Source organism: Streptomyces corchorusii, from assembly GCF_001514055.1.
Taxonomy (GTDB): domain Bacteria; phylum Actinomycetota; class Actinomycetes; order Streptomycetales; family Streptomycetaceae; genus Streptomyces; species Streptomyces olivaceoviridis.
The window spans coordinates 298,662-315,988 of the sequence record NZ_KQ948352.1 but is presented as its reverse complement, the minus strand read 5'-3'; the positions used below and the strand labels follow the sequence as shown (position 1 = coordinate 315,988).

Annotated in this window: 19 protein-coding genes and 1 pseudogene; 11 read left to right on the top strand and 9 right to left on the bottom strand. The window is 73.0% G+C overall.

The window, feature by feature from the left end; translation table 11 throughout:
- Positions 1 to 213 precede the first annotated feature (213 nt).
- The 4 genes from AQJ11_RS05580 (at position 214) to AQJ11_RS05565 (ending at position 3,018) form a co-directional block, all read left to right on the top strand.
- Positions 214 to 636: a hypothetical protein gene (locus AQJ11_RS05580; protein ID WP_244218128.1), complete on the top strand. Its 423-nt coding sequence runs from the start codon at positions 214 to 216 to the stop codon at positions 634 to 636.
- Positions 633 to 2,021, top strand: coding sequence for a hypothetical protein (locus AQJ11_RS05575; RefSeq protein WP_059262071.1), 1,389 nt, complete (start codon positions 633 to 635; stop codon positions 2,019 to 2,021). The genes AQJ11_RS05580 and AQJ11_RS05575 overlap by 4 nt, the downstream gene beginning before the upstream one ends.
- Complete coding sequence (locus AQJ11_RS05570) at positions 2,021 to 2,332, top strand: hypothetical protein (protein WP_014675974.1); 312 nt, start codon at positions 2,021 to 2,023, stop codon at positions 2,330 to 2,332. The genes AQJ11_RS05575 and AQJ11_RS05570 overlap by 1 nt, the downstream gene beginning before the upstream one ends.
- Before the next feature lie 92 nt (positions 2,333 to 2,424).
- Entirely contained in the window at positions 2,425 to 3,018 is a 594-nt protein-coding gene (locus AQJ11_RS05565; protein ID WP_059262070.1) for an SIR2 family NAD-dependent protein deacylase, read from the top strand.
- Between the two features lie 38 nt (positions 3,019 to 3,056).
- On the opposite strand, the gene AQJ11_RS05560 is transcribed toward AQJ11_RS05565, so the two are convergent.
- The 8 genes from AQJ11_RS05560 to AQJ11_RS05525 all read right to left on the bottom strand — a co-directional run bounded on the left by AQJ11_RS05560 (position 3,057) and on the right by AQJ11_RS05525 (position 11,652).
- Entirely contained in the window at positions 3,057 to 3,548 is a 492-nt protein-coding gene (locus AQJ11_RS05560; protein ID WP_014675972.1) for a methylated-DNA--[protein]-cysteine S-methyltransferase, read from the bottom strand.
- A gap of 9 nt (positions 3,549 to 3,557) precedes the next feature.
- Positions 3,558 to 5,036, bottom strand: a complete 1,479-nt coding sequence (locus AQJ11_RS05555) for a DNA-3-methyladenine glycosylase 2 family protein (RefSeq protein ID WP_279616938.1) — start codon at positions 5,034 to 5,036, stop codon at positions 3,558 to 3,560.
- Positions 5,037 to 5,124: 88 nt separating this feature from the next.
- On the bottom strand, positions 5,125 to 5,997 hold the full coding sequence (locus AQJ11_RS05550) for a methylenetetrahydrofolate reductase (RefSeq protein ID WP_059262068.1): 873 nt from the start codon (positions 5,995 to 5,997) through the stop codon (positions 5,125 to 5,127).
- Between the two features lie 231 nt (positions 5,998 to 6,228).
- Positions 6,229 to 6,681 (bottom strand): DUF7144 family membrane protein, encoded by a 453-nt coding sequence (locus AQJ11_RS05545; RefSeq protein WP_059262067.1) that lies wholly within the window; start codon positions 6,679 to 6,681, stop codon positions 6,229 to 6,231.
- Between the two features lie 160 nt (positions 6,682 to 6,841).
- Positions 6,842 to 7,351 carry an O-acetyl-ADP-ribose deacetylase gene (locus tag AQJ11_RS05540; protein WP_014675968.1) on the bottom strand — a complete coding sequence of 170 codons (510 nt, stop codon included), beginning with the start codon at positions 7,349 to 7,351 and terminating at the stop codon, positions 6,842 to 6,844.
- A gap of 21 nt (positions 7,352 to 7,372) precedes the next feature.
- Positions 7,373 to 8,791, bottom strand: a complete 1,419-nt coding sequence (locus AQJ11_RS05535) for a phytoene desaturase family protein (protein WP_175252310.1) — start codon at positions 8,789 to 8,791, stop codon at positions 7,373 to 7,375.
- 86 nt (positions 8,792 to 8,877) lie between these two features.
- Complete coding sequence (locus AQJ11_RS05530; RefSeq protein ID WP_059262066.1) at positions 8,878 to 9,723, bottom strand: inositol monophosphatase family protein; 846 nt, start codon at positions 9,721 to 9,723, stop codon at positions 8,878 to 8,880.
- A 108-nt stretch (positions 9,724 to 9,831) separates the two neighbouring features.
- Complete coding sequence (locus tag AQJ11_RS05525) at positions 9,832 to 11,652, bottom strand: gamma-glutamyltransferase family protein (protein WP_059262065.1); 1,821 nt, start codon at positions 11,650 to 11,652, stop codon at positions 9,832 to 9,834.
- A 321-nt stretch (positions 11,653 to 11,973) separates the two neighbouring features.
- Here AQJ11_RS05525 and AQJ11_RS50785 point away from each other — a divergent pair, with 321 nt between their 5' ends.
- From AQJ11_RS50785 to AQJ11_RS05500, 7 genes and pseudogenes are all read left to right on the top strand, one after another.
- The gene (locus AQJ11_RS50785; protein ID WP_244218127.1) at positions 11,974 to 12,723 is read left to right on the top strand and encodes an isopenicillin N synthase family dioxygenase; all 750 of its coding nucleotides are present in this window, start codon (positions 11,974 to 11,976) and stop codon (positions 12,721 to 12,723) included.
- A gap of 33 nt (positions 12,724 to 12,756) precedes the next feature.
- Positions 12,757 to 13,113, top strand: coding sequence for a hypothetical protein (locus AQJ11_RS50780; RefSeq protein ID WP_244218126.1), 357 nt, complete (start codon positions 12,757 to 12,759; stop codon positions 13,111 to 13,113).
- Entirely contained in the window at positions 13,110 to 14,069 is a 960-nt protein-coding gene (locus tag AQJ11_RS05515) for a quinone oxidoreductase family protein (RefSeq protein WP_059262064.1), read from the top strand. Before AQJ11_RS50780 ends, AQJ11_RS05515 begins: the two co-directional genes overlap by 4 nt.
- Before the next feature lie 103 nt (positions 14,070 to 14,172).
- Positions 14,173 to 14,430, top strand: a pseudogene (locus AQJ11_RS52605) (globin domain-containing protein); the annotation flags it as partial.
- A 52-nt stretch (positions 14,431 to 14,482) separates the two neighbouring features.
- Positions 14,483 to 14,881 carry an NADPH-dependent FMN reductase gene (locus AQJ11_RS05510; protein ID WP_079082229.1) on the top strand — a complete coding sequence of 133 codons (399 nt, stop codon included), beginning with the start codon at positions 14,483 to 14,485 and terminating at the stop codon, positions 14,879 to 14,881.
- 84 nt (positions 14,882 to 14,965) lie between these two features.
- Positions 14,966 to 16,030 (top strand): lipoate-protein ligase LplAB, encoded by a 1,065-nt coding sequence (gene lplAB / locus AQJ11_RS05505; RefSeq protein WP_014675961.1) that lies wholly within the window; start codon positions 14,966 to 14,968, stop codon positions 16,028 to 16,030.
- A gap of 228 nt (positions 16,031 to 16,258) precedes the next feature.
- Positions 16,259 to 16,924, top strand: a complete 666-nt coding sequence (locus tag AQJ11_RS05500) for a hypothetical protein (RefSeq protein ID WP_059262063.1) — start codon at positions 16,259 to 16,261, stop codon at positions 16,922 to 16,924.
- A gap of 35 nt (positions 16,925 to 16,959) precedes the next feature.
- Here the strand turns inward: AQJ11_RS05500 and AQJ11_RS05495 are convergent, their stop codons facing one another.
- Positions 16,960 to 17,262 carry an FHA domain-containing protein gene (locus AQJ11_RS05495; RefSeq protein ID WP_059262062.1) on the bottom strand — a complete coding sequence of 101 codons (303 nt, stop codon included), beginning with the start codon at positions 17,260 to 17,262 and terminating at the stop codon, positions 16,960 to 16,962.
- Between the last annotated feature and the right edge of the window lie 65 nt (positions 17,263 to 17,327).

The following is a 17,327-nucleotide window of genomic DNA, read 5'->3' as shown; positions in this document are numbered from 1 at the left end:
GGACGCACTGTGCGGCGGCCCGTACGCGCTGCCTGCGCCCGCGACACGTCTCTTCCCCGTTACACACGACTGAGTTGAGCGGTCTGTCACACCGGTCCGCAACCGGAGTGGCGAGGTTTCGGTACGCCTCTCCCCAATGACATGATCGATTGACTGTTCGAGGCATCGAGCTGGAGGGGGAACAGGTTGTCATTCGAGGAGGAGTGGGCCCAATTGAAGGCCGACGCCTTGGCGCGTCGGCAGGCCGGCATGCAGATCGACCAGCTGCCGGCGGACGGAGGCGCGGGGTCAGGCGCCCCAGCCTCCGGGTCCCTGGTGGCCAAGGCCGAGTCGATCAATGGCAACGCGAATCTGCTGATCGAAATCGCGGGCTTCCTTCACGAGGGGCGGCCTGACGCCGAACTGACCACCATGGCCCGTGAACCCCGGACGCCTGAGGACGTGGCCAAACAGGTGGCACGGTTCGCTGGATTCGCCGATGACCAGTACCTGGACGCAGTCGCTCTGTTCGCGGCGCTATCCACCCGCCTGAGGACGACCGGCAGCGACTTCGTGAAGATCGACGACGACACAGCTCAGCGCTTCCTCGACAACGTCCTTCGCTACGGCCAGTACGTCGCCCCGGAGGCACGATGAGCAGCGGCATCAGCCACCGCAAGGACGTCGAGTTCCTGGAAAGCTGCAACCCACCCCTCGTCGAACGGAACGCGGACGAGTTCAAGCGCCTGCACGACATGCTCGTGGCGGTCGACCCCTCCGCCGAGCGGGCCGAGAAGCACACGCAGTGGAAAAGTGAGGGCAGTCAGCACTACGAGGCCAGACTCGCTGAGGGGCGCAAACTCATCGCGCAACTGGCCGAGGGCTACGACAAGGCCGCCAGCGCCCTGCGCAGCTACGCATTCGCGCTGGAGGTCGCCAAGGCCCACTACTCCAACGGCAAGGCGAACGAGCAGGCCCTCGCGACACTGATCCACACCAAGGGCACGGCGATCACCCGCGAAGCCCAGGAAGCGGAGCCGATGCGCCAGTGGGAGGACATGCGGGCCACCACCGGTGTCATGGACTTCTTCGCCGAACTCACCATGGACGTCGATGACATCCGCGACGATGCGAACCGGCTGCACGACGCTGCCGGCGGGGACTTCCACTTGGCGAAGACCACTGAGCACGAGGCGCGGGAGATCTGCGTCCACGAACTCAAGCAGGCCTACGACCTGCTGCCGGACTTTCGCATGGGTTTCATCCAACGCGTCGACATCGTCTCCGCGATCTCGGAGCTGCGGCGGGAAGCGGCCGAGGCGAGCACGGACCCGTTGACGCGGTTGCCCGGCAGCGGCCCCAAGCAGGACTACTATCCCATCGCCGGGAACGAGATCGTCTCTCCGACACTGCGCGACATCCGCCTCCAGGTCGCCAGTCTCCCCGGAGCGAAGGACAGTTACTGGAGCCCGCCCTCCAACGCCGAGGAGCGCGCTGAGTGGATCGCCGCGAACAAAGAGATCATCAAGGCGGCGGCACGGCACTCGGGGCTGCCGCCGGACATGGTCGCCGGCATCGCCTGGCAGGAGATCGGTGGGCAGCCTGGCATCCTCGACGACATCACCGACACCATCCGTGAACAGGCGGACTCCCCGTTGAGCCCGATCGCCCCCGAGAGCCTGCCTTGGCGTCTCGGCGGCGACCCCGACAACACGTCCATGGGGCCCATAGCCATCCAAGTGCGACGCGGCGCCGAGGTCCTCGGCTACGACCCCGACAACCTCACCGACCAACAGCGCGGCATGGTGGAGGAGGCCCTCCAAGACCCCGGGCAGAACATCTTCATCGCCTCGGAGTACCTGGCCCAGCTCAAGGCAGAGAGCGAGTTCGCCGACGTACCGCCGGAGGAGATGACAGCGGCCCAGTACCAGGAGCTCGCCGCGCGCTACAACGGTGGCCCGTACTGGCAGACCGATGACGCTCAGGCCTATGGGCGTGGCTTCACAAACAACCTGGACGAGGCAAGGAACGCACTGCGCTGATGACCCGCCCTTCCCACCCGGACAACGACCGCGGCGGCCTTCGCCTGGTCCTCGCCGTACCACTGACCCTGCTCACCCTCATCGCCGCGTACTTCTGCTGGACCGCCCTGACCATCCGCCCGTCAGGCTCCTGGGACGACGACGCATACGCCGGCATCGTCCTGTCCTGCGTCCTGACCATCGGGGCTGCCGGTGCGGCGACGGGTTTGTGGCTGCTGCCGTCGGTGCGGCGGGTCATGGGGTGGGGGTGGGTGGTTCCTGCCGTGGCGCTCGGGGTTGTGGCGGGCGTGCGATGGGGCTTGGGCGGCTAGGGACCACTACCGCCCCATTCAGCGCGTCACGTGATGGCCATCGCCTCCTGCGAACGCTCCGCTGCCGGAACGACGACGTGTTACGTCTGCCAATGCCTTGCGACTCCGGCATTCCGGACTACCGCGGGCCGAACGGGCTGTGGCGGCGCGATCCGGAGGCCGAGAAGCTCGTGACGTACGAGTACTACATGACGGACCCGGAGATCCGGCGGCGGTCCTGGCGGATGCGGCGCGAGAACCGGACGCTGCGGGCCGAGCCGAACGCGGCGCACCGGGCCGTCGCCGAGCTGGAGAAGTCCGGCGTGCCCGTCCGGGTCATCACCCAGAACGTGGACGGCCTGCACCAGCTCGCCGGTATGCCCGCCCGCAAGGTGCTCGAACTCCACGGCAGCCTGGAGTGCGGCGGCATACTGAAGTCGGCGACGGTGATGTTCGGCGAGCGGCTGGATCCGGTGGTCCTCGGGCAGGCCGTGGCCGTCACCAAGGCCTGCCAGGTGTTCATCGCCGTGGGCAGCAGCCTCCAGGTGCAGCCCGCCGCCGGCCTGGCCGGCGTGGCCGCCGACCACGGCGCCCGCCTCGTCATCGTGAACGCCGAACCCACGCCCTACGACGACCGGGCCGACGAGATCGTCCGGGAACCGATCGGCACCGCGCTGCCCGCGCTCCTGCGCACGCTGGGCGACTGAGAACGCCGGGCCGGCGCCGTCGGCGCCGGTCAGCGGGGTCAGAACAGGGCGGTTCCCCGTTCGAAGTCCAGCAGGCGGCGTTTGCGGTCGAGGCCGCCGCCGTAGCCGGTGAGGCTGCCGTCGGAGCCGATCACACGGTGGCAGGGCACGATGATGCCCACGGGGTTGCGGCCGTTGGCGAGGCCGACGGCGCGGGAGGCCCGGGGGTTGCCGAGGGCGTCGGCCAGTTCGCCGTAGGTGCGGGTCTCGCCGTACGGGATGGCGGTCAGCTGCTGCCAGACGCTGCGCTGGAACGGTGTGCCGTGCAGGCCGAGCCGAACGGTGAACTCCTTGGTCTCGCCCGAGAAGTACGCCGTCAACTGCTCGGCCGTCTCGGCGAAGACGGGCAGGGAGTCGTCGCGCGGGCCGAACCTCTCCTCGCCGGGGCGGTGCCGCTGGTCCACCATGTACAGGCCGCACAGGGCGCCGTCGGCATCGGCGACGAGGGTGAGCGGACCGTACGGGCTGTCGGTCACGGTGTGGTGGTTCATCGGAGTCCTTCAGGCCGGGAGGAAGTTGATCGGGTGGCTGTCCGTCGCCCACAGGTACTGCACCGCGTACGACCGCCAGGGCCGCCACATCTGCGCGCGGGCGGTGAGCGCGGCCGGGGTGGCCGGCAGGCCCAGCTCCTTCGCGGCGCGCCGGATGCCGAGGTCGGTGGGGAGGAAGGCGTCGGGGTCGCCGAGGGCGCGCATGGCGATGACGTCCACCGTCCAGGGCCCGAAGCCGGGCAGCGCGAGGAGCCGCGCCCGCGCCTCGGCCCAGTCGGCCTCCACGCCCAGGTGCAGTCCGCCGTCGGCGAGTTCGCGGACGAGGGTGGTGAAGGTGGTGCGCCGGGTGCGGGGCATCGCCAGGGTCTCGGGGTCGATGCCGGCCAGCGCCTCGGGTGAGGGGAAGAGGTGCGTGAGGCCGCCTTCGGGGTCGTCCAGGGGCTTGCCGTGCGCGGTGACCAGGCGGGCCGCGTGGGTGCGGGCGGCGGCCGTGGAGACCTGCTGTCCGAGCACGGCCCGGACGGCGAACTCGGCCTCGTCGACCGTGCGCGGCACCCGGCGGCCCGGGGCCCGGTCGACCAGGGGGGCCAGGGACGGGTCGGTGCGCAGATGGCCGTCGACCGCCACCGGGTCGGCGTCCAGGTCGAGCAGGCGGCGGCAGCGGCTGATGGCCACCGTCAGGTCGCGCAGGTCGCTGAGGGTGAGGCGGCAGGCGATGTGGTCGGGGCGGGGTGCGAGCGCGGCGATGCCGTGGCCGTAGGGCAGCCGCAGGGTGCGGCGGTAGGCGCCGTCGCGCCACTCCTCGACGCCCGGGACGGCGGTGGCGGCGAGGTGGCCGAAGAGGTTGGACGGGTTGAGCGGGGCGCGGAACGGCAGCCGCAGGGTGACCACGCCGGGGGTGCCCGCGCCGCTCTTCGGCGCCCGGGCGCGCAGCTCGCTCGGGGACAGGGCGAAGACCTCGCGGACGGTGTCGTTGAAGGCGCGGACGGAGGCGAAACCGGCCGCGAACGCGATCTCCGCCATCGGCAGGGCCGTGGTCTCGATGAGCAGCCGCGCGGTCTGGGCCCGCTGCGCGCGGGCGAGCGCGAGAGGGCCTGCGCCCAGCTCGGCGAGCAGCTGGCGCTCCACCTGCCGGGTGCTGTAGCCGAGCCGGGCGGCGAATCCGGGCACGCCCTCGCGGTCCACGACCCCGTCGGCGATCAGCCGCATGGCCCGGGCCACGAGGTCGGCGCGCGCGTTCCACTCCGGGGAGCCGGGGCTGGTGTCGGGGCGGCAGCGCTTGCAGGCCCGGAAGCCGGCCTGCTGGCAGGCGGCGGCGCTCGGGTAGAACGTCATGTTCTCCGGCTTGGGCGGCACGACCGGGCAGCTCGGCCGGCAGTAGATCCGGGTGGTCAGGACGGCCGTGAAGAACCATCCGTCGAACCGCGCGTCCTTGGACTGCACGGCGCGTACGCAGTGCTCCCGGTCGTGGTGCATCCCTGTCTGCATGCGCCCAGCATGGCCCACCGCACGCCCCGGCCGCTGGCGAAAATCCGACATCAACGTGGGCCTGGCCAGGGCCCTCGACCGCTGCATCTCATGATCGAGTGGTCTGCCGCTCCTCGCTGACCCGTTCGGATCCGTGGCGGAAGCGGGCGATCCAGTCCGCGGTGGTCCGCAGGCCGCCGAAGGTGTAGAAGTGCACCTTCACCGTGCCGTGCCGGGCCGGGTCGTACCGGTCGGACAGTGCGTGCAGGAAGCGGTCCGGGCCGGCCGTGCCCATGAGGTTGGTCAGCGAGAAGCCGTACTTGCGGGCCACGGAGGCGCTGGTGCCGACGCCGAACCGGCCGGCGTAGCGCAGCAGCCGGCGCACCCCCGCGGGTCCGGGGACGCCGACGCGGACGGGCAGGTGCACGCCCCGCGCGCGGAGGGCCTCCAGCCAGGCGAGCACCGGGTCGGCGTCGAAGCCGAACTGGGTGATGACGTCCCCGGTGAACCGGTCCGCCCCGATGGCCGCCGCCTTGTCCGTGAGCGCCGGCCACAGCAGCCGGTCGGCTATGCCGGGGTGGCCCTCGGGGTAGCCGGCGATGCCGACGTGCCGGACGCCGTGGCGCCGCAGCAGCCCGGTGCGAAGGACGGCGAGGGCGTCCTCGTAGGGCCCCTCGGGGCGGGCCGGGTCGCCGCCGACGACGAACACGTTCCCGGCGGTGCCGTCGGCCGCCAGCCCGGCGAGGAACTCCTCCAGGGCGGTACGGGAGGGCAGGCGGCGCGCGGAGATATGCGGTACGGGGACGAAACCGAGCCGTTTGACCGCGCGGGCGGCGGTCAGCCGCGTACCGGTGTCCTCGCCGGCCAGGAACGTGATGTTGATCCGGGTGCCGGGCGGGATGCTGTCCCGCGCCTCCTCCAGCCCGGGCACGTCCTTGCCGGTCATCTCCAGGGAGAAGTCGTCCAGCAGCGCGGGGTCCATCGTGCTCCTCGTACTCCTCGTGCCGTGCCACGGCTGTGGCCGGGGCCGCGCCGATGATGCCACGCACGGGCGCGGGGCCGGTGCGCAGGGGCCGGGAGCGGGTGCTGGACGGGGAGCGGGGGCGGCTGCTGGGCGGAGGCCGGGAGCGCGCCCCGGGGCGGCTGCTGGACAGAGACCGCGAGCGCGGCCCGTGGGCCGGCGTGGCGGGGGCGTGTCGGGCCGCGCGGGGGCTCAGGCCGGCGCTTCGCGGTGTGACGCGAGCGCCCAGAGCACGAAGACGTCGATCGCCAGCAGGACCAGTGACCAGACGGGCGCGTACGGCAGGAACAGGAACTGCGTGACGAGGCTGAACGCGACGAGGACCATACCGACGATGCGGGCCCAGGCCATGCCCATGAGCAGGCCGACGCCCGTCGCCAGGACCAGGGCACCGATGACGATGTGGATCGTGCCCCAGCCGGTGAGGTTCATCTTGTAGATGTAGCTGCCGATGCGGTAGTAGACGGCGTCCCCGGCGACGGCGGCGATCCCCTGGAAGAGGGCGAGGAGGCCGCTGCACATCATCAGGACCCCGGCGAACGTGACGCCGCCGGTCGCCCAGGCGCCACCCTGGGCGCCGGGCTGCCGCGGCGGCCACGAGCCGCCCGGGCTGGTCGGTCCGGTGGGCTGTGCTGCCTGGCTCATGAGCGTGTCCTTTCTGCCTCCCCGTCCGTCTCGGATCCCGCGCTCGCGGGGAGCACGTGGGGCACTCCGAGCGTTGGCCAGGCAGCCGCCGGGCGCACCGAGGGATACGCCGTTCGGGTGAGCTCGCCGATCGGTTCGGGTCGGTCGGCGGCGGCGTCCGTCAGCCGGCCTGCCGGGCGAACGCCTCGTACGCCCGCTCGTCGAAGAGCACGAACCGCGCCTCCTCCACCGCCGTCGGCGTGTTCCGTACGGTCTCCACCGCGATGCGGGCCGCGTCCCGCATCGGCCAGCGGTAGACGCCGGTGGAGACGGCCGGGAAGGCGACGGTCCGGGCGCCGAGTTCGTCGGCGACGCGCAGTGCCTCGCGGTAGCAGGAGGCGAGCAGGTCGGAGCGGTCCTCGGTGGCGGACCAGACGGGTCCCACGGTGTGGATCACCCAGCGGGCGTCCAGTTCGCCCGCCGTGGTGGCGACCGCCCGGCCCGTGGGCAGGCCCTTTCCGTACCGGGAGGCGCGCAGGGCGCGGCACTCCTCCAGGATGGCGGGGCCGCCCCGGCGGTGGATCGCGCCGTCCACGCCCCCGCCGCCGAGCAGGGAGGAGTTCGCCGCGTTGACGATGGCGTCGGCGTGCTGCCGGGTGATGTCGCCCTGGACGAGGGTGATGTCGGTCATGTCTGCCTCGGTCGACGGCCGTCAGGTCTGTCTCAGTCTCCGCCAGACGGCCTTGGCCGCGTTGTGTCCGGACATGCCATGGACACCGGGTCCGGGCGGGGTGGCCGAGGAGCAGATGAAGACGGCCGGGTGGGGGGTGTGGTACGGGAACAGGGTGGGCTTGGGGCGCAGCAGCAGTTGGAGTCCACTGGCCGCGCCGCAGGCGATGTCGCCGCCGACGTAGTTGGCGTTGCGGGCGGCCATCTCGGCGGGTCCGGCGGTGGCGCGGGCGAGCACGCGGTCGCGGAAGCCGGGGGCGAAGCGCTCCAGTTGGCGTTCTATGGCGTCGGTGAGGTCGCCGGACCAGCCGTTCGGCACATGGCCGTAGGCCCAGAAGACGTGCTTGCCCTCGGGGGCGCGGGACGGGTCGACCAGGCTGGGCTGCACGGTGATCATGAACGGTCTGTCGGGGGCGCGGCCCTCGCGGGAGGCGGCGCGCAGGGCGGTGCCGATCTCGGCCTGGCTCGCGCCGATCTGGACGGTGCCGGCGGTGCGGGCCTCGGGCGCGGTCCAGGGCACGGGGCCGTCCAGCGCGTAGTCGATCTTGAAGACGCCGGGGCCGTAGCGGTAGCGCGCGTAGTGGTCGCCGAAGCCGGCGATCCGGGCGAGCGCGGCGGGCGAGGTGTCGAAGACGTACGCGCGCGCGGGCGGCAGGTCGTCGAGGCGCTTGACCTCGTAGTCGGTGTGCACGGCGCCGCCGAGGTCGGTCAGGTAGGCGGCGAGGGCGTCGGAGATGGCCTGGGAGCCGCCGCGGGGCACCGGCCAGCCGCGGGCGTGGGCGGACAGCGCGAAGACCAGTCCGATGGCGCCCGTGGCCAGGCCGTTCAGCGGCGCCATGACATGGGCGACCAGGCCCGCGAAGAGGGTCTTGACCCGCTCGTCCTTGAAGCGGCGCATCAGCCAGGTGGACGGCGGGAGCCCGGCCAGGCCGAAGCGGGCCAGGGTGACGGGGTCGCGGGGCAGCGCGGTCAGCGGCAGGGACATGAAGTCCCGGACCAGGGTGTCCCAGTGGGCGAGGAGCGGCTCGACCAGCCTGCGGTACGCACCGGCGTCGCGCGGGCCGAAGGAGGCGGCGGTCTCGGCGACCGAGCGGGAGAGCACGGCCGCGGTGCCGTCCGGGAACGGGTGGGCCATGGGCAGCGGGGCGTGCAGCCATTCGAGGCCGTACCGGTCGAGCGGCAGGGCGCGGAACGCCGGGGAGTTGATGCCGAGGGGGTGCGCGGCCGAGCACGGGTCGTGCCGGAAGCCGGGCAGGGTCAGCTCCTCGGTGCGGGCGCCGCCGCCGACGGTGGACTTCGCCTCGAACAGGGCCACGGAGAAGCCGCGGCGGGCCAGCTCCACGGCTGCGGTCAGTCCGTTCGGCCCCGCACCCACCACGACCGCATCGAGCATCGACGGCACCTTCGGACCCCTTCGTCAGCCGATGGCCATTCGGGATCAGGATATGCCGGGGGTCTGACACCGCCCCGGCCCGGGTGGTCCCGGGGTCAGGACGCGGTGCGCAGCAGGTCCGCCACCCGGCGGGCGGTGGCGGCGTCCCGGGCGGCGGTGAACGGCAGGGCGTTGCCTCCGGTGACGCGGAACGGCTCGCCGGTCAGGGTGAGGTGCGTGCCGCCCGCCTCCTCGACCAGGAGCAGACCGGCCGCGTGGTCCCAGGCGGCCTCCCAGGAGAACGCGACGGCGTCCAACTCGCCCCGGGCCACGGCGAGGTACTCCAGGCCCGCCGAGCCGCACGCGCGCGGGGCGAGGCCGTCGGTCCACAGGGGGCGCAGGGCGCCCTTCTGCTCGTCGGTGGTGTAGTCCGGGTGGGAGGTGGCGACGACGAGGTCCCGGCCGGGCGTGGGCGGGCCCGCGAACAGCCGCTCGCCGTCGAGGAAGGCGCCCTGGCCGCGGACGGCGGTGGCGAACTGGTCGCGGGCCGCCGCGTAGGTCCAGGAGGCGATCACGACGCCCCGCTGGACGAGCGCGACCAGGGTGCAGAAGCCGTCGTCGCCGTGCACGAACTGGCGGGTGCCGTCGACCGGGTCGACGATCCACACCGGTACGTCGCCCTGGAGCGCCCGGTACACCGCCGGGTCGGCGTGCACCGCCTCCTCGCCGACGACCACCGAGCCGGGCAGCAGGGCGCCGAGGTCCTCGGTGAGCCGGAGCTCGGCGAGGCGGTCGGCGTCCGTCACCAGGTCGTGCGGGCCGCTCTTCTGGTCGACCTCGTACGCGGCGAGGCGGCGGAAGCGGGGCAGGATCTCGGCCGCGGCGGCCTTGCGGACCGCTTCCTCCACGTCGGCCGAGCAGCGGGCGAGAAACTCGTCGATGGTTTCCGTCTCTTCGATCATGCCTCCCATGAGAGCACGTCCCACTGACATCCCCCGCCCCCATTCGGTGCACTCGGGGTGGAATCGGGGTGAAGAGCGGGGATCGGCACCGCCCGCCGGGCCGGGCCGTCAGCGGCCGACGGCGTACCCCTGCATGCCGCGCGGATTGGCCGCCGCCGACAGGACGCCGGTCTCCGGATCCCGGGCCACCGCGCACAGCCGCCCCTCGGACCAGGCGGGACCCACAGTGACGTCGTGGCCGCGCCGCCGCAGCTCCTCGATCACCCCGGCGTCCATGCGGGACTCCACGGTCACGCCGCCGGCATGCCGGCCGCGCGGGTGGAAGGAGCTGGGGTGGTTGTCGTTGTGCCAGTTGGGGGCGTCGACGGCGCCCTGGAGGTCGAGGCCGCCGCGGACGGGGGCGCGCAGGGCGGCGGCCAGGAAGAAGTGCAGCTGCCACTGGTCCTGCTGGTCGCCGCCGGGCGTGCCGAACGCCATGACCGGCACGCCGTCGCGCAGCGCGAGGGACGGGGTGAGGGTGGTGCGGGGGCGGCGGCCGGGGGTGAGGGAGCCCGGCAGGCCCTCCTCCAGCCAGGTCATCTGGAGGCGGGTGCCGAGCGGGAAGCCCAGTTCGGGGACGACGGGGTTGGACTGGAGCCAGCCGCCGCTGGGCGTGGCCGCGACCATGTTGCCCCAGCGGTCGACGACGTCCAGGTGGCAGGTGTCGCCGCGGGTCGTGCCATCGGCGGCGACCTCGGGCTCGCCGGGCGGCCCGGCGACGGTCGGTTCGCCGGCGCCCATCGGGTCGAAGCCGTGCTCCGCGCCGGCCGGCACGCGCGCGTGTGCCCGTGCGGGCAGCCGCGGGGTGCGGCCGCCGGGGCTGCCGGGGCGCAGCCCGTGGTCCGCCTTCTCGCCGACGAGGGCCCGCCGGGCCGCGTTGTACTGGTCCGACAGCAGGTCCGCGAGGGGCACCTCGGCGGCGTCCCCGTACCAGGCCTCGCGGTCGGCCATGGCGAGCTTGCAGCCCTCGATCAGCAGGTGGACGTAGTCGGCGGAGCCATAGGCGGGCAGTTCGGGCGGGAGCAGGGCGAGCTGCTGGAGCAGCACCGGGCCCTGGCTCCAGGGGCCGGCCTTGCACACCGTCCAGCCGTTCCAGTCGTACGTCACCGGGGTCTCGTAGGTCGCCGACCAGCCGGCGAGGTCGGCCTCGGTGAGGGTGCCGGTGTGCCGCTCGCCGCTGGTGTCCAGGGTGGGCCGGCGGGACTGCCGTACCAGGGCCTCGGCGATGAAGCCGGAGCGCCACACCTCGCGCGCGGCGTCGATCCTGGCCTCCCGGCCGCCCGCGCGGGCGGTCTCGGCCAGCAGCCGCTTCCAGGTGGCGGCCAGGGCGGGGTTGCGCAGCAGCGTGCCGGGGCGGGGTGCCCGGCCGCCCGGCAGGTACAGCTCCGCCGAGGAGGTCCACTCGGTCTCGAACAGCCGCCGTACGCTCTCGACGGTCAGGCCGACGTTCTCCACGGGCGCGTGCCCGTGCTCGGCGTAGCCGATGGCGTACTTCAGGACGTCGTCCAGGGACTTGGTGCCGTGATCGCGCAGGAGCAGCAGCCAGGCGTCGAAGGCACCGGGCACGGCGGCGGCGAGCGGTCCGGTGCCCGGTACGAGATCCAGCCCGAGCCCCCGGTAGTGGGCCACCGTCGCGCCCGCCGGGGCCACGCCCTGGCCGCACAGCACGCGCACCGCGCCGCCCGCCGGGGCAAGCAGGACCGGCACCTCGCCGGCCGGCCCGTTGAGGTGCGGCTCCACGACGTGCAGCACGAACGCCCCGGCCACGGCCGCGTCGAACGCGTTGCCCCCGTCCTCCAGCACCGCCATCGCCGACTGGGAGGCGAGCCAGTGGGTGGAGGACACCATGCCGAAGGTGCCCTGGAGGGTGGGCCGGGTCGTGAACGTCATCTCTCACCTCGGTGTGCGGGTGCGTCGGTCGGCCCGTCCACCCTCACACAGTCCGCGGGGAGATTCCGGGGTTCCGGGAACAGGGCCGGAGGAACGCGGGGGCGCGGTGCGGTCATTTTGCCGACGCGAGGAGAAATCCCACCTGGACGCGCCGCGAACAGCCTTGGGAATATCCGGAGTTGGTCTTCTCCTCCCGCCGCCCGGAAAAGCGAAGGCGGTCCTCGGCGCGGCCCGGGTCGTTCCGTTCCGCGAGCGCCGGACACGGGCTCGTCATCCGCAGAAGGAGCAGCATTGTCCCGCTCAGCCGATCGCTTCTTACCGGTGGACGGATACGTGCCGGTCATCGATCTGTCCGCCACCCGGACCAAGGCCGGGGAACTACTCGTCGCCCAGGCGATCAGCGGCGCCTGCGAGACGTCCGGGTTCTTCACCGTCGTCGGCCACGGCGTGGACCAGGATCTGGTCGACCGCATGTACGCCGTCTCCCGCGCGTTCTTCGAACGGCCCGCCGGGGAGAAGGCCGAGGTGGCCGTCTCTCCCGGCACGCACGGCCTGTACGCCGACGCCGGCAGCGCCGCGAAGAGCCTGGGGAACACCGCGCCACCGGACCTGAACGAGGTCATCATCGCCGGTGTCCGGGGCGACCGCCCCGTGGAGTCGCGGGCCCCGGACGGGAACACGGCGTCGCCGTGGGGAGCCGTGAACCGCTTGCCCGCGACGCCCCCGGAGTTCCGGGCGGTGTGGCACGAGTACATGGCGGCGATGGAGCGGCTCGCGACGGACCTGATCCGCCTGTTCGCCCTGGCCCTGGGGCTGGACCGGCACTTCTTCGACGACAAGATCGACGACGGCATGTCGACGCTCGCGGCGAACTACTACCACCCGCTGAGCGGGCCGCCGCTGCCCGGGCAGTTGCGCAAGGGCGCCCACACGGACTGGGGGACGCTGACCATCCTCTACCAGGACGGGGCCGGCGGCCTGGAGGTCGAGCAGAAGCGGCGCGGCTGGCGCGAAGTGCCCTTCACCCAGGGCGGCTTCGTCCCCAACGTCGGCGATCTGATGGCGTTCTGAACCGCCGGGCGGTGGGTGTCGACGCTGCACCGGGTGCGCAATCCCGCCGAGGGGCGCACCGGGGCGCGGATCAGCATCCCGTTCTTCCACATGCCCCGCCACGACGCCCCGGTCGAACCGCTCTTCCCGTTCTCCGACGCCGCCACCGAGACACGGTTCCGCACGGCCACGGCACCGGGCGAGTGGTACCGCGAGCGGCTGGCGGCGATGGTGGGCCGAACCACGTACCGCGCCGTTCCCGCCCGCGCGGACGGCGTCTCGCTGGTGAGCGCGTACAGCGTCCTTCCAGCGCGGAGCGGCACCGTGACCCGGAGCGCACCCTGTAGGCGTCCGGAAGGATTCACGATGTCGAGCAGCAGATCCTCGCGGGACGGGCGGAAGCGGCCATGAGGGCGGCGGTGCTGCGCGCGTTGGGCGAACCGCCGCGCTGCGAGGACGTGCCGGAACCGCGTGCGGCGGAGGGCGAGGAGGTCGTCCGGGTGACGGCCTGCCCGCTGACCAGCCTGGACCGGGCGCGGGCCGCGGGCACGCATTTCCCGGCACCCGCCAGGCTGCCGGCGGTGTGCGGCGCCGCCCTGGCCGCCGGGCGCCTGGAGGACGGCAGCCGAGTCCTGTTCCGGTCGTCGGGCGGCACCATGGCCGAGCGGGCGGTGACCCGGCGCGCCTGGTGCTCGCCCATCCCCGACGCCGTGGACGACGCGCTGGCCGCCGCGGTGCAGAATCCCGGGGTGTCGGCGTGGAACGCGCTGGAATGGCGGGCGAAGCTGCGGCCGGGCGAGTCCGTGCTGGTGCTGGGCGCCACCGGGGTGGCCGGGCAGCTCGCGGTGCAGCTCGCCAGGCACCTCGGCGCCGGCCGGGTGGTGGCCGCCGGGCGCAATCCGCGGGTGCTGGCCGGGCTGCCCGCGCTGGGCGCGGACGCCGTCGTCCGGCTCGACCAGCCCGACGACGCGCTGCGCGGCGCGCTGCGCGAGGCCGCCGGCGGCGCGGACTACGACGTGGTGCTCGACTACCTGTGGGGGCACCCCACCGAGGTCCTCATCAGCACGCTCGGCTCCGCCGACATGGAGCTGCGGTTCTCCCGCACCCGCCTGGTCCAGATCGGGGTGATGGCCGCGCCCGTCCTCAGCCTGTCCGCCGAGGTGCTGCGCAGCAGCGGGCTGGAGATCGTGGGCAGCGGTACGGGCAACGCTCCCCCCGCCGAGGTGCTGGCCCGGCAACTCGGCCGGGTGCTGGACCTGCTGGCCGACGGCGGGCTGCGTCTGGAGATCAGCCGGGTCCCGCTCACCCGGGTGCGGGAGGTCTGGGACCTGGACCAGCGAGGCCGCCGGACCGTACTCGTGCCCTGACCCCCCGGTACCGGCCCGCCCCGGCGTTGCCGGGCGCTTGAGCGGATTTTGAGCAGGCGGGTGAAGTGTGGTGCCAGCGACGGATCACGTGAGGAGAAGATTCATGACGGAGTCAGCACAGACCCCCTCCCTCTACGAGCGCCTGGGCGGGACCATGGGTATCGCCGCGGTGATGGACGTCCTCACGGACAGGCTTTACGACAATGTTTCCGCCAACCGCAATCCGTACGTGCAGAAACTGCACGAGACGAATTCTCGCGCGGGGTTCAAGTTCATGGTGACGGCGTGGTCCATTCAGGAGACCGGCGGGCCGAAGTGTTATCCGGGGCGCGATATGCGGGAAGCCCACGCCGACATGGTCGCGACGGAGGAGGACTTCGACATCGTGGCCCTGGAGATCGCCGCCACCCTGAGTGCGGCACACCAAGGAATGGAGCGCGACCGTGGAGGCGGCGGACGCGGTCGTCCTCGTCACCCCGGAGTACAACTTCGGCTACCCGGCCACGCTCAAGAACGCGATCGACTACCTCCACCAGGAGTGGCACCACAAGCCGGTCGGATTCGTCTCGTACGGCGGAGTGGCCGCCGGCACCCGGGCGGTGCAGCAGCTCAAGCAGGTCGTGACGACGCTGCGGATGCTGCCGGTGTTCGAAGGGGTCCACATCCCCTGGCACCCGCGGTTCATCGCGGACGGGCGGTTCCGGGGCACCGCGGAGATGCGGCGGGCCCGCACGGTCGTGGAGTCCACCGAGACCGCCCGGTCGAGGTCCTCATCGGCGTCGGCCTGGGCCACAAGAGCGGTGAACAGGTGATCGTGCGGACGTGACCGGCGCCCGGGGGAACACCACGGCCGGCCCCCGCGTTGATCTCGTGCGGGAGGAACGGAGGCCCAGGCAGTGCACGGTGAGTACAAGGTGCCCGGCGGCAAGCTCGTCGTCGTGGACGTGGACGTCGAGGACGGCGTGCTGCGGCACGTGCGCGTGGCGGGTGACTTCTTCCTGGAGCCGGACGAGGCGCTGGATGCGGTGAACCGCGCGCTGGAGGGCGCCCCGGCGGACACGGACGCGGCGGGGCTGGCCGCGCGGATCGAGGCGGCGCTGCCGGCGGGGACGGTGATGTACGGGCTGACGTCGGAGGGCGTCGGCATCGCGGTGCGCCGGGCGCTCGCGCACGCCACGGACTGGACGGACTACGACTGGCAGCTGATCCACGAGGCCCCGCAGCCGCCCGCCCTGCACATGGCGCTGGACGAGGTGCTGACCGCCGAGGTGGCCGCGGGCCGGCGGGCGCCGACGCTGCGGGTGTGGGAGTGGGGCGCCCCGGCGGTGATCATCGGCAGCTTCCAGTCGCTGCGCAACGAGGTGGACCCGCGGGGCGCCGCCCGGCACGGCATCGAGGTGGTGCGGCGGATCTCCGGCGGTGGCGCGATGTTCGTGGAGCCCGGCAACACGATCACCTACTCGCTGTCGGTGCCCGAGTCCCTCGTGCAGGGCCTGTCCTTCCAGGACAGCTACGCCTACCTGGACGACTGGGTGCTGGGCGCCCTCGGCGACATGGGCATCCGGGCCTGGTACCAGCCGTTGAACGACATCGCGACCGACCAGGGCAAGATCGCGGGCGCGGCGCAGAAGCGGATCGTCGGCCCCGGCGGCGGCCCGGGTGCCGTGCTGCACCACGTGACCATGTCGTACGACATCGACGCGGACAAGATGGTCGAGGTGCTGCGGATCGGGCGGGAGAAACTCTCCGACAAGGGGACCAGGAGCGCGAAGAAGCGGGTCGACCCGCTGCGGCGGCAGACGGGGCTGGCGCGCGAGGCCGTCATCGACCGGATGATCGCCTCCTTCCGCGCCCGCTACGGCCTGGCGCAGGGCAAGGTCACCGACGAGGAGCTGGCCCGGGCCGAGGAGCTGGCGCGCACCAAGTTCTCGTCGCCGGAGTGGACCGCGAGAGTGCCGTAACCGTAGCCGCAGCCGTACCCGCGCCGGGCCGGCCGCCGTCGGCGGCTCGTGCTGCTCGCGGTCGGCCGGGGGCATAACGGGCAGAGCAGTACGTCGTGAACGCGCGGCCGTGATCGGGCGGGTACGCAGCGAGTTGGCACTTCCGCCCCACAGGGAGTCGTGTGAGACTGTCGTCCCCGTCCACCCCGCGGACCCCTTCCGCACCCCCTCCCCCACGAGAAGTGCGCTGTGCGTTCCCTTCCTCTGCCGCTCGCTCTCACCGCGCGCCTGACGCCGGTCGCGGTGCTCGCCTGCGCCGGCTGGGCGCTGTCGTCCGGCCCGGCCGCGCCGCCGGCCTCCGCCGGGCACCCGACGGCCCAGAAGACGCCCGCCGGATCCTCCGCCGCCCCGTCGTCCAGCACGGCGGCGAAGACGTACACCACCGCACCCGCCCCCTGCTCCGCCGTGCCCGCCGGCACCGTCAAGTCCCTGGTGCCCGGGGCGAAGACGGCCGGCAAGGAGATCCCGTCCACGGACACCGCGCTGCGCCGCACCTGCTCCTGGAACGCGCTCCAGGGCTACGACTACCGCTGGCTCGACGTGTCCTTCGAGATCAGCGAGTCGGACCAGGGGGCGGAGAAGGAGTACGAGCAGCGGGTCGCCGAGAAGAGCGGCGGCGGGGTCGTCCCCGGGCTCGGGGACAGCGCCTACTCCGTCGTGAACCTCACCACGGAGGACGGCCAGCAGACCCGTGAGGGCGTGGTGCTGGTCCGCGCCGCCAACGCCCTCGTCGTCGTCACGTACAACGGAAGCGACTTCGAGAACAAGAAGGCCCCCGGTACGGACGAGATCAACAAGGGGGCCATCAAGGCGGCGAAGTCCGCGGTGGCCGCGCTGGGCGCCGGCCGGGACTGAGCCCGCACCACCGGCCCGGGCCCGTGCGCCGGTGGTCAGGTCGGCGGGTCCGTGGGCTCGGCCTCGATGCCGCGGACCACGAAGCCGGCCCGGGGGCCGAGTTCGACGCGGTCGCCGTTGCGCAGGCGGACGGGCCGGTCCGGCACCAGCACACGGTCGTTGACGCGCGTGCCGTTGGTGGCGCCCTGCGCGACCTCGGTCACCCAGGCCGCCCCCTCCGCGGTGTGCACGACGGTCGCGTGCCGGGCCGAGACCGTCTCCTCGTCGGCCAGGATCGCCGCCGCCTCGGGCGCCCAGCTGCCGCTGCGTCCCAGCCGGAGTTCCCCGCCGCGCGGCACGTCGAGATGCCGGCCGCCGGCGCGGAAGACGAGCCGCCGCCATGGTGCCCGTTCCCGTGCCGCGG

Excerpts from the sequence above, each read along its gene's own strand:
- AQJ11_RS05575 (WP_059262071.1), top strand. The coding sequence starts at position 633 with ATGAGCAGCGGCATCAGCCACCGCAAGGACGTCGAGTTCCTGGAAAGC.
- AQJ11_RS05570 (WP_014675974.1), top strand. The coding sequence starts at position 2,021 with ATGACCCGCCCTTCCCACCCGGACAACGACCGCGGCGGCCTTCGCCTG.
- AQJ11_RS05565 (WP_059262070.1), top strand. The coding sequence starts at position 2,425 with ATGCCTTGCGACTCCGGCATTCCGGACTACCGCGGGCCGAACGGGCTG.
- AQJ11_RS05560 (WP_014675972.1), bottom strand. The coding sequence starts at position 3,548 with ATGAACCACCACACCGTGACCGACAGCCCGTACGGTCCGCTCACCCTC.
- AQJ11_RS05555 (WP_279616938.1), bottom strand. The coding sequence starts at position 5,036 with ATGCAGACAGGGATGCACCACGACCGGGAGCACTGCGTACGCGCCGTG.
- AQJ11_RS05550 (WP_059262068.1), bottom strand. The coding sequence starts at position 5,997 with ATGGACCCCGCGCTGCTGGACGACTTCTCCCTGGAGATGACCGGCAAG.
- AQJ11_RS05545 (WP_059262067.1), bottom strand. The coding sequence starts at position 6,681 with ATGAGCCAGGCAGCACAGCCCACCGGACCGACCAGCCCGGGCGGCTCG.
- AQJ11_RS05540 (WP_014675968.1), bottom strand. The coding sequence starts at position 7,351 with ATGACCGACATCACCCTCGTCCAGGGCGACATCACCCGGCAGCACGCC.
- AQJ11_RS05530 (WP_059262066.1), bottom strand. The coding sequence starts at position 9,723 with ATGATCGAAGAGACGGAAACCATCGACGAGTTTCTCGCCCGCTGCTCG.
- AQJ11_RS05525 (WP_059262065.1), bottom strand. The coding sequence starts at position 11,652 with ATGACGTTCACGACCCGGCCCACCCTCCAGGGCACCTTCGGCATGGTG.
- AQJ11_RS05515 (WP_059262064.1), top strand. The coding sequence starts at position 13,110 with ATGAGGGCGGCGGTGCTGCGCGCGTTGGGCGAACCGCCGCGCTGCGAG.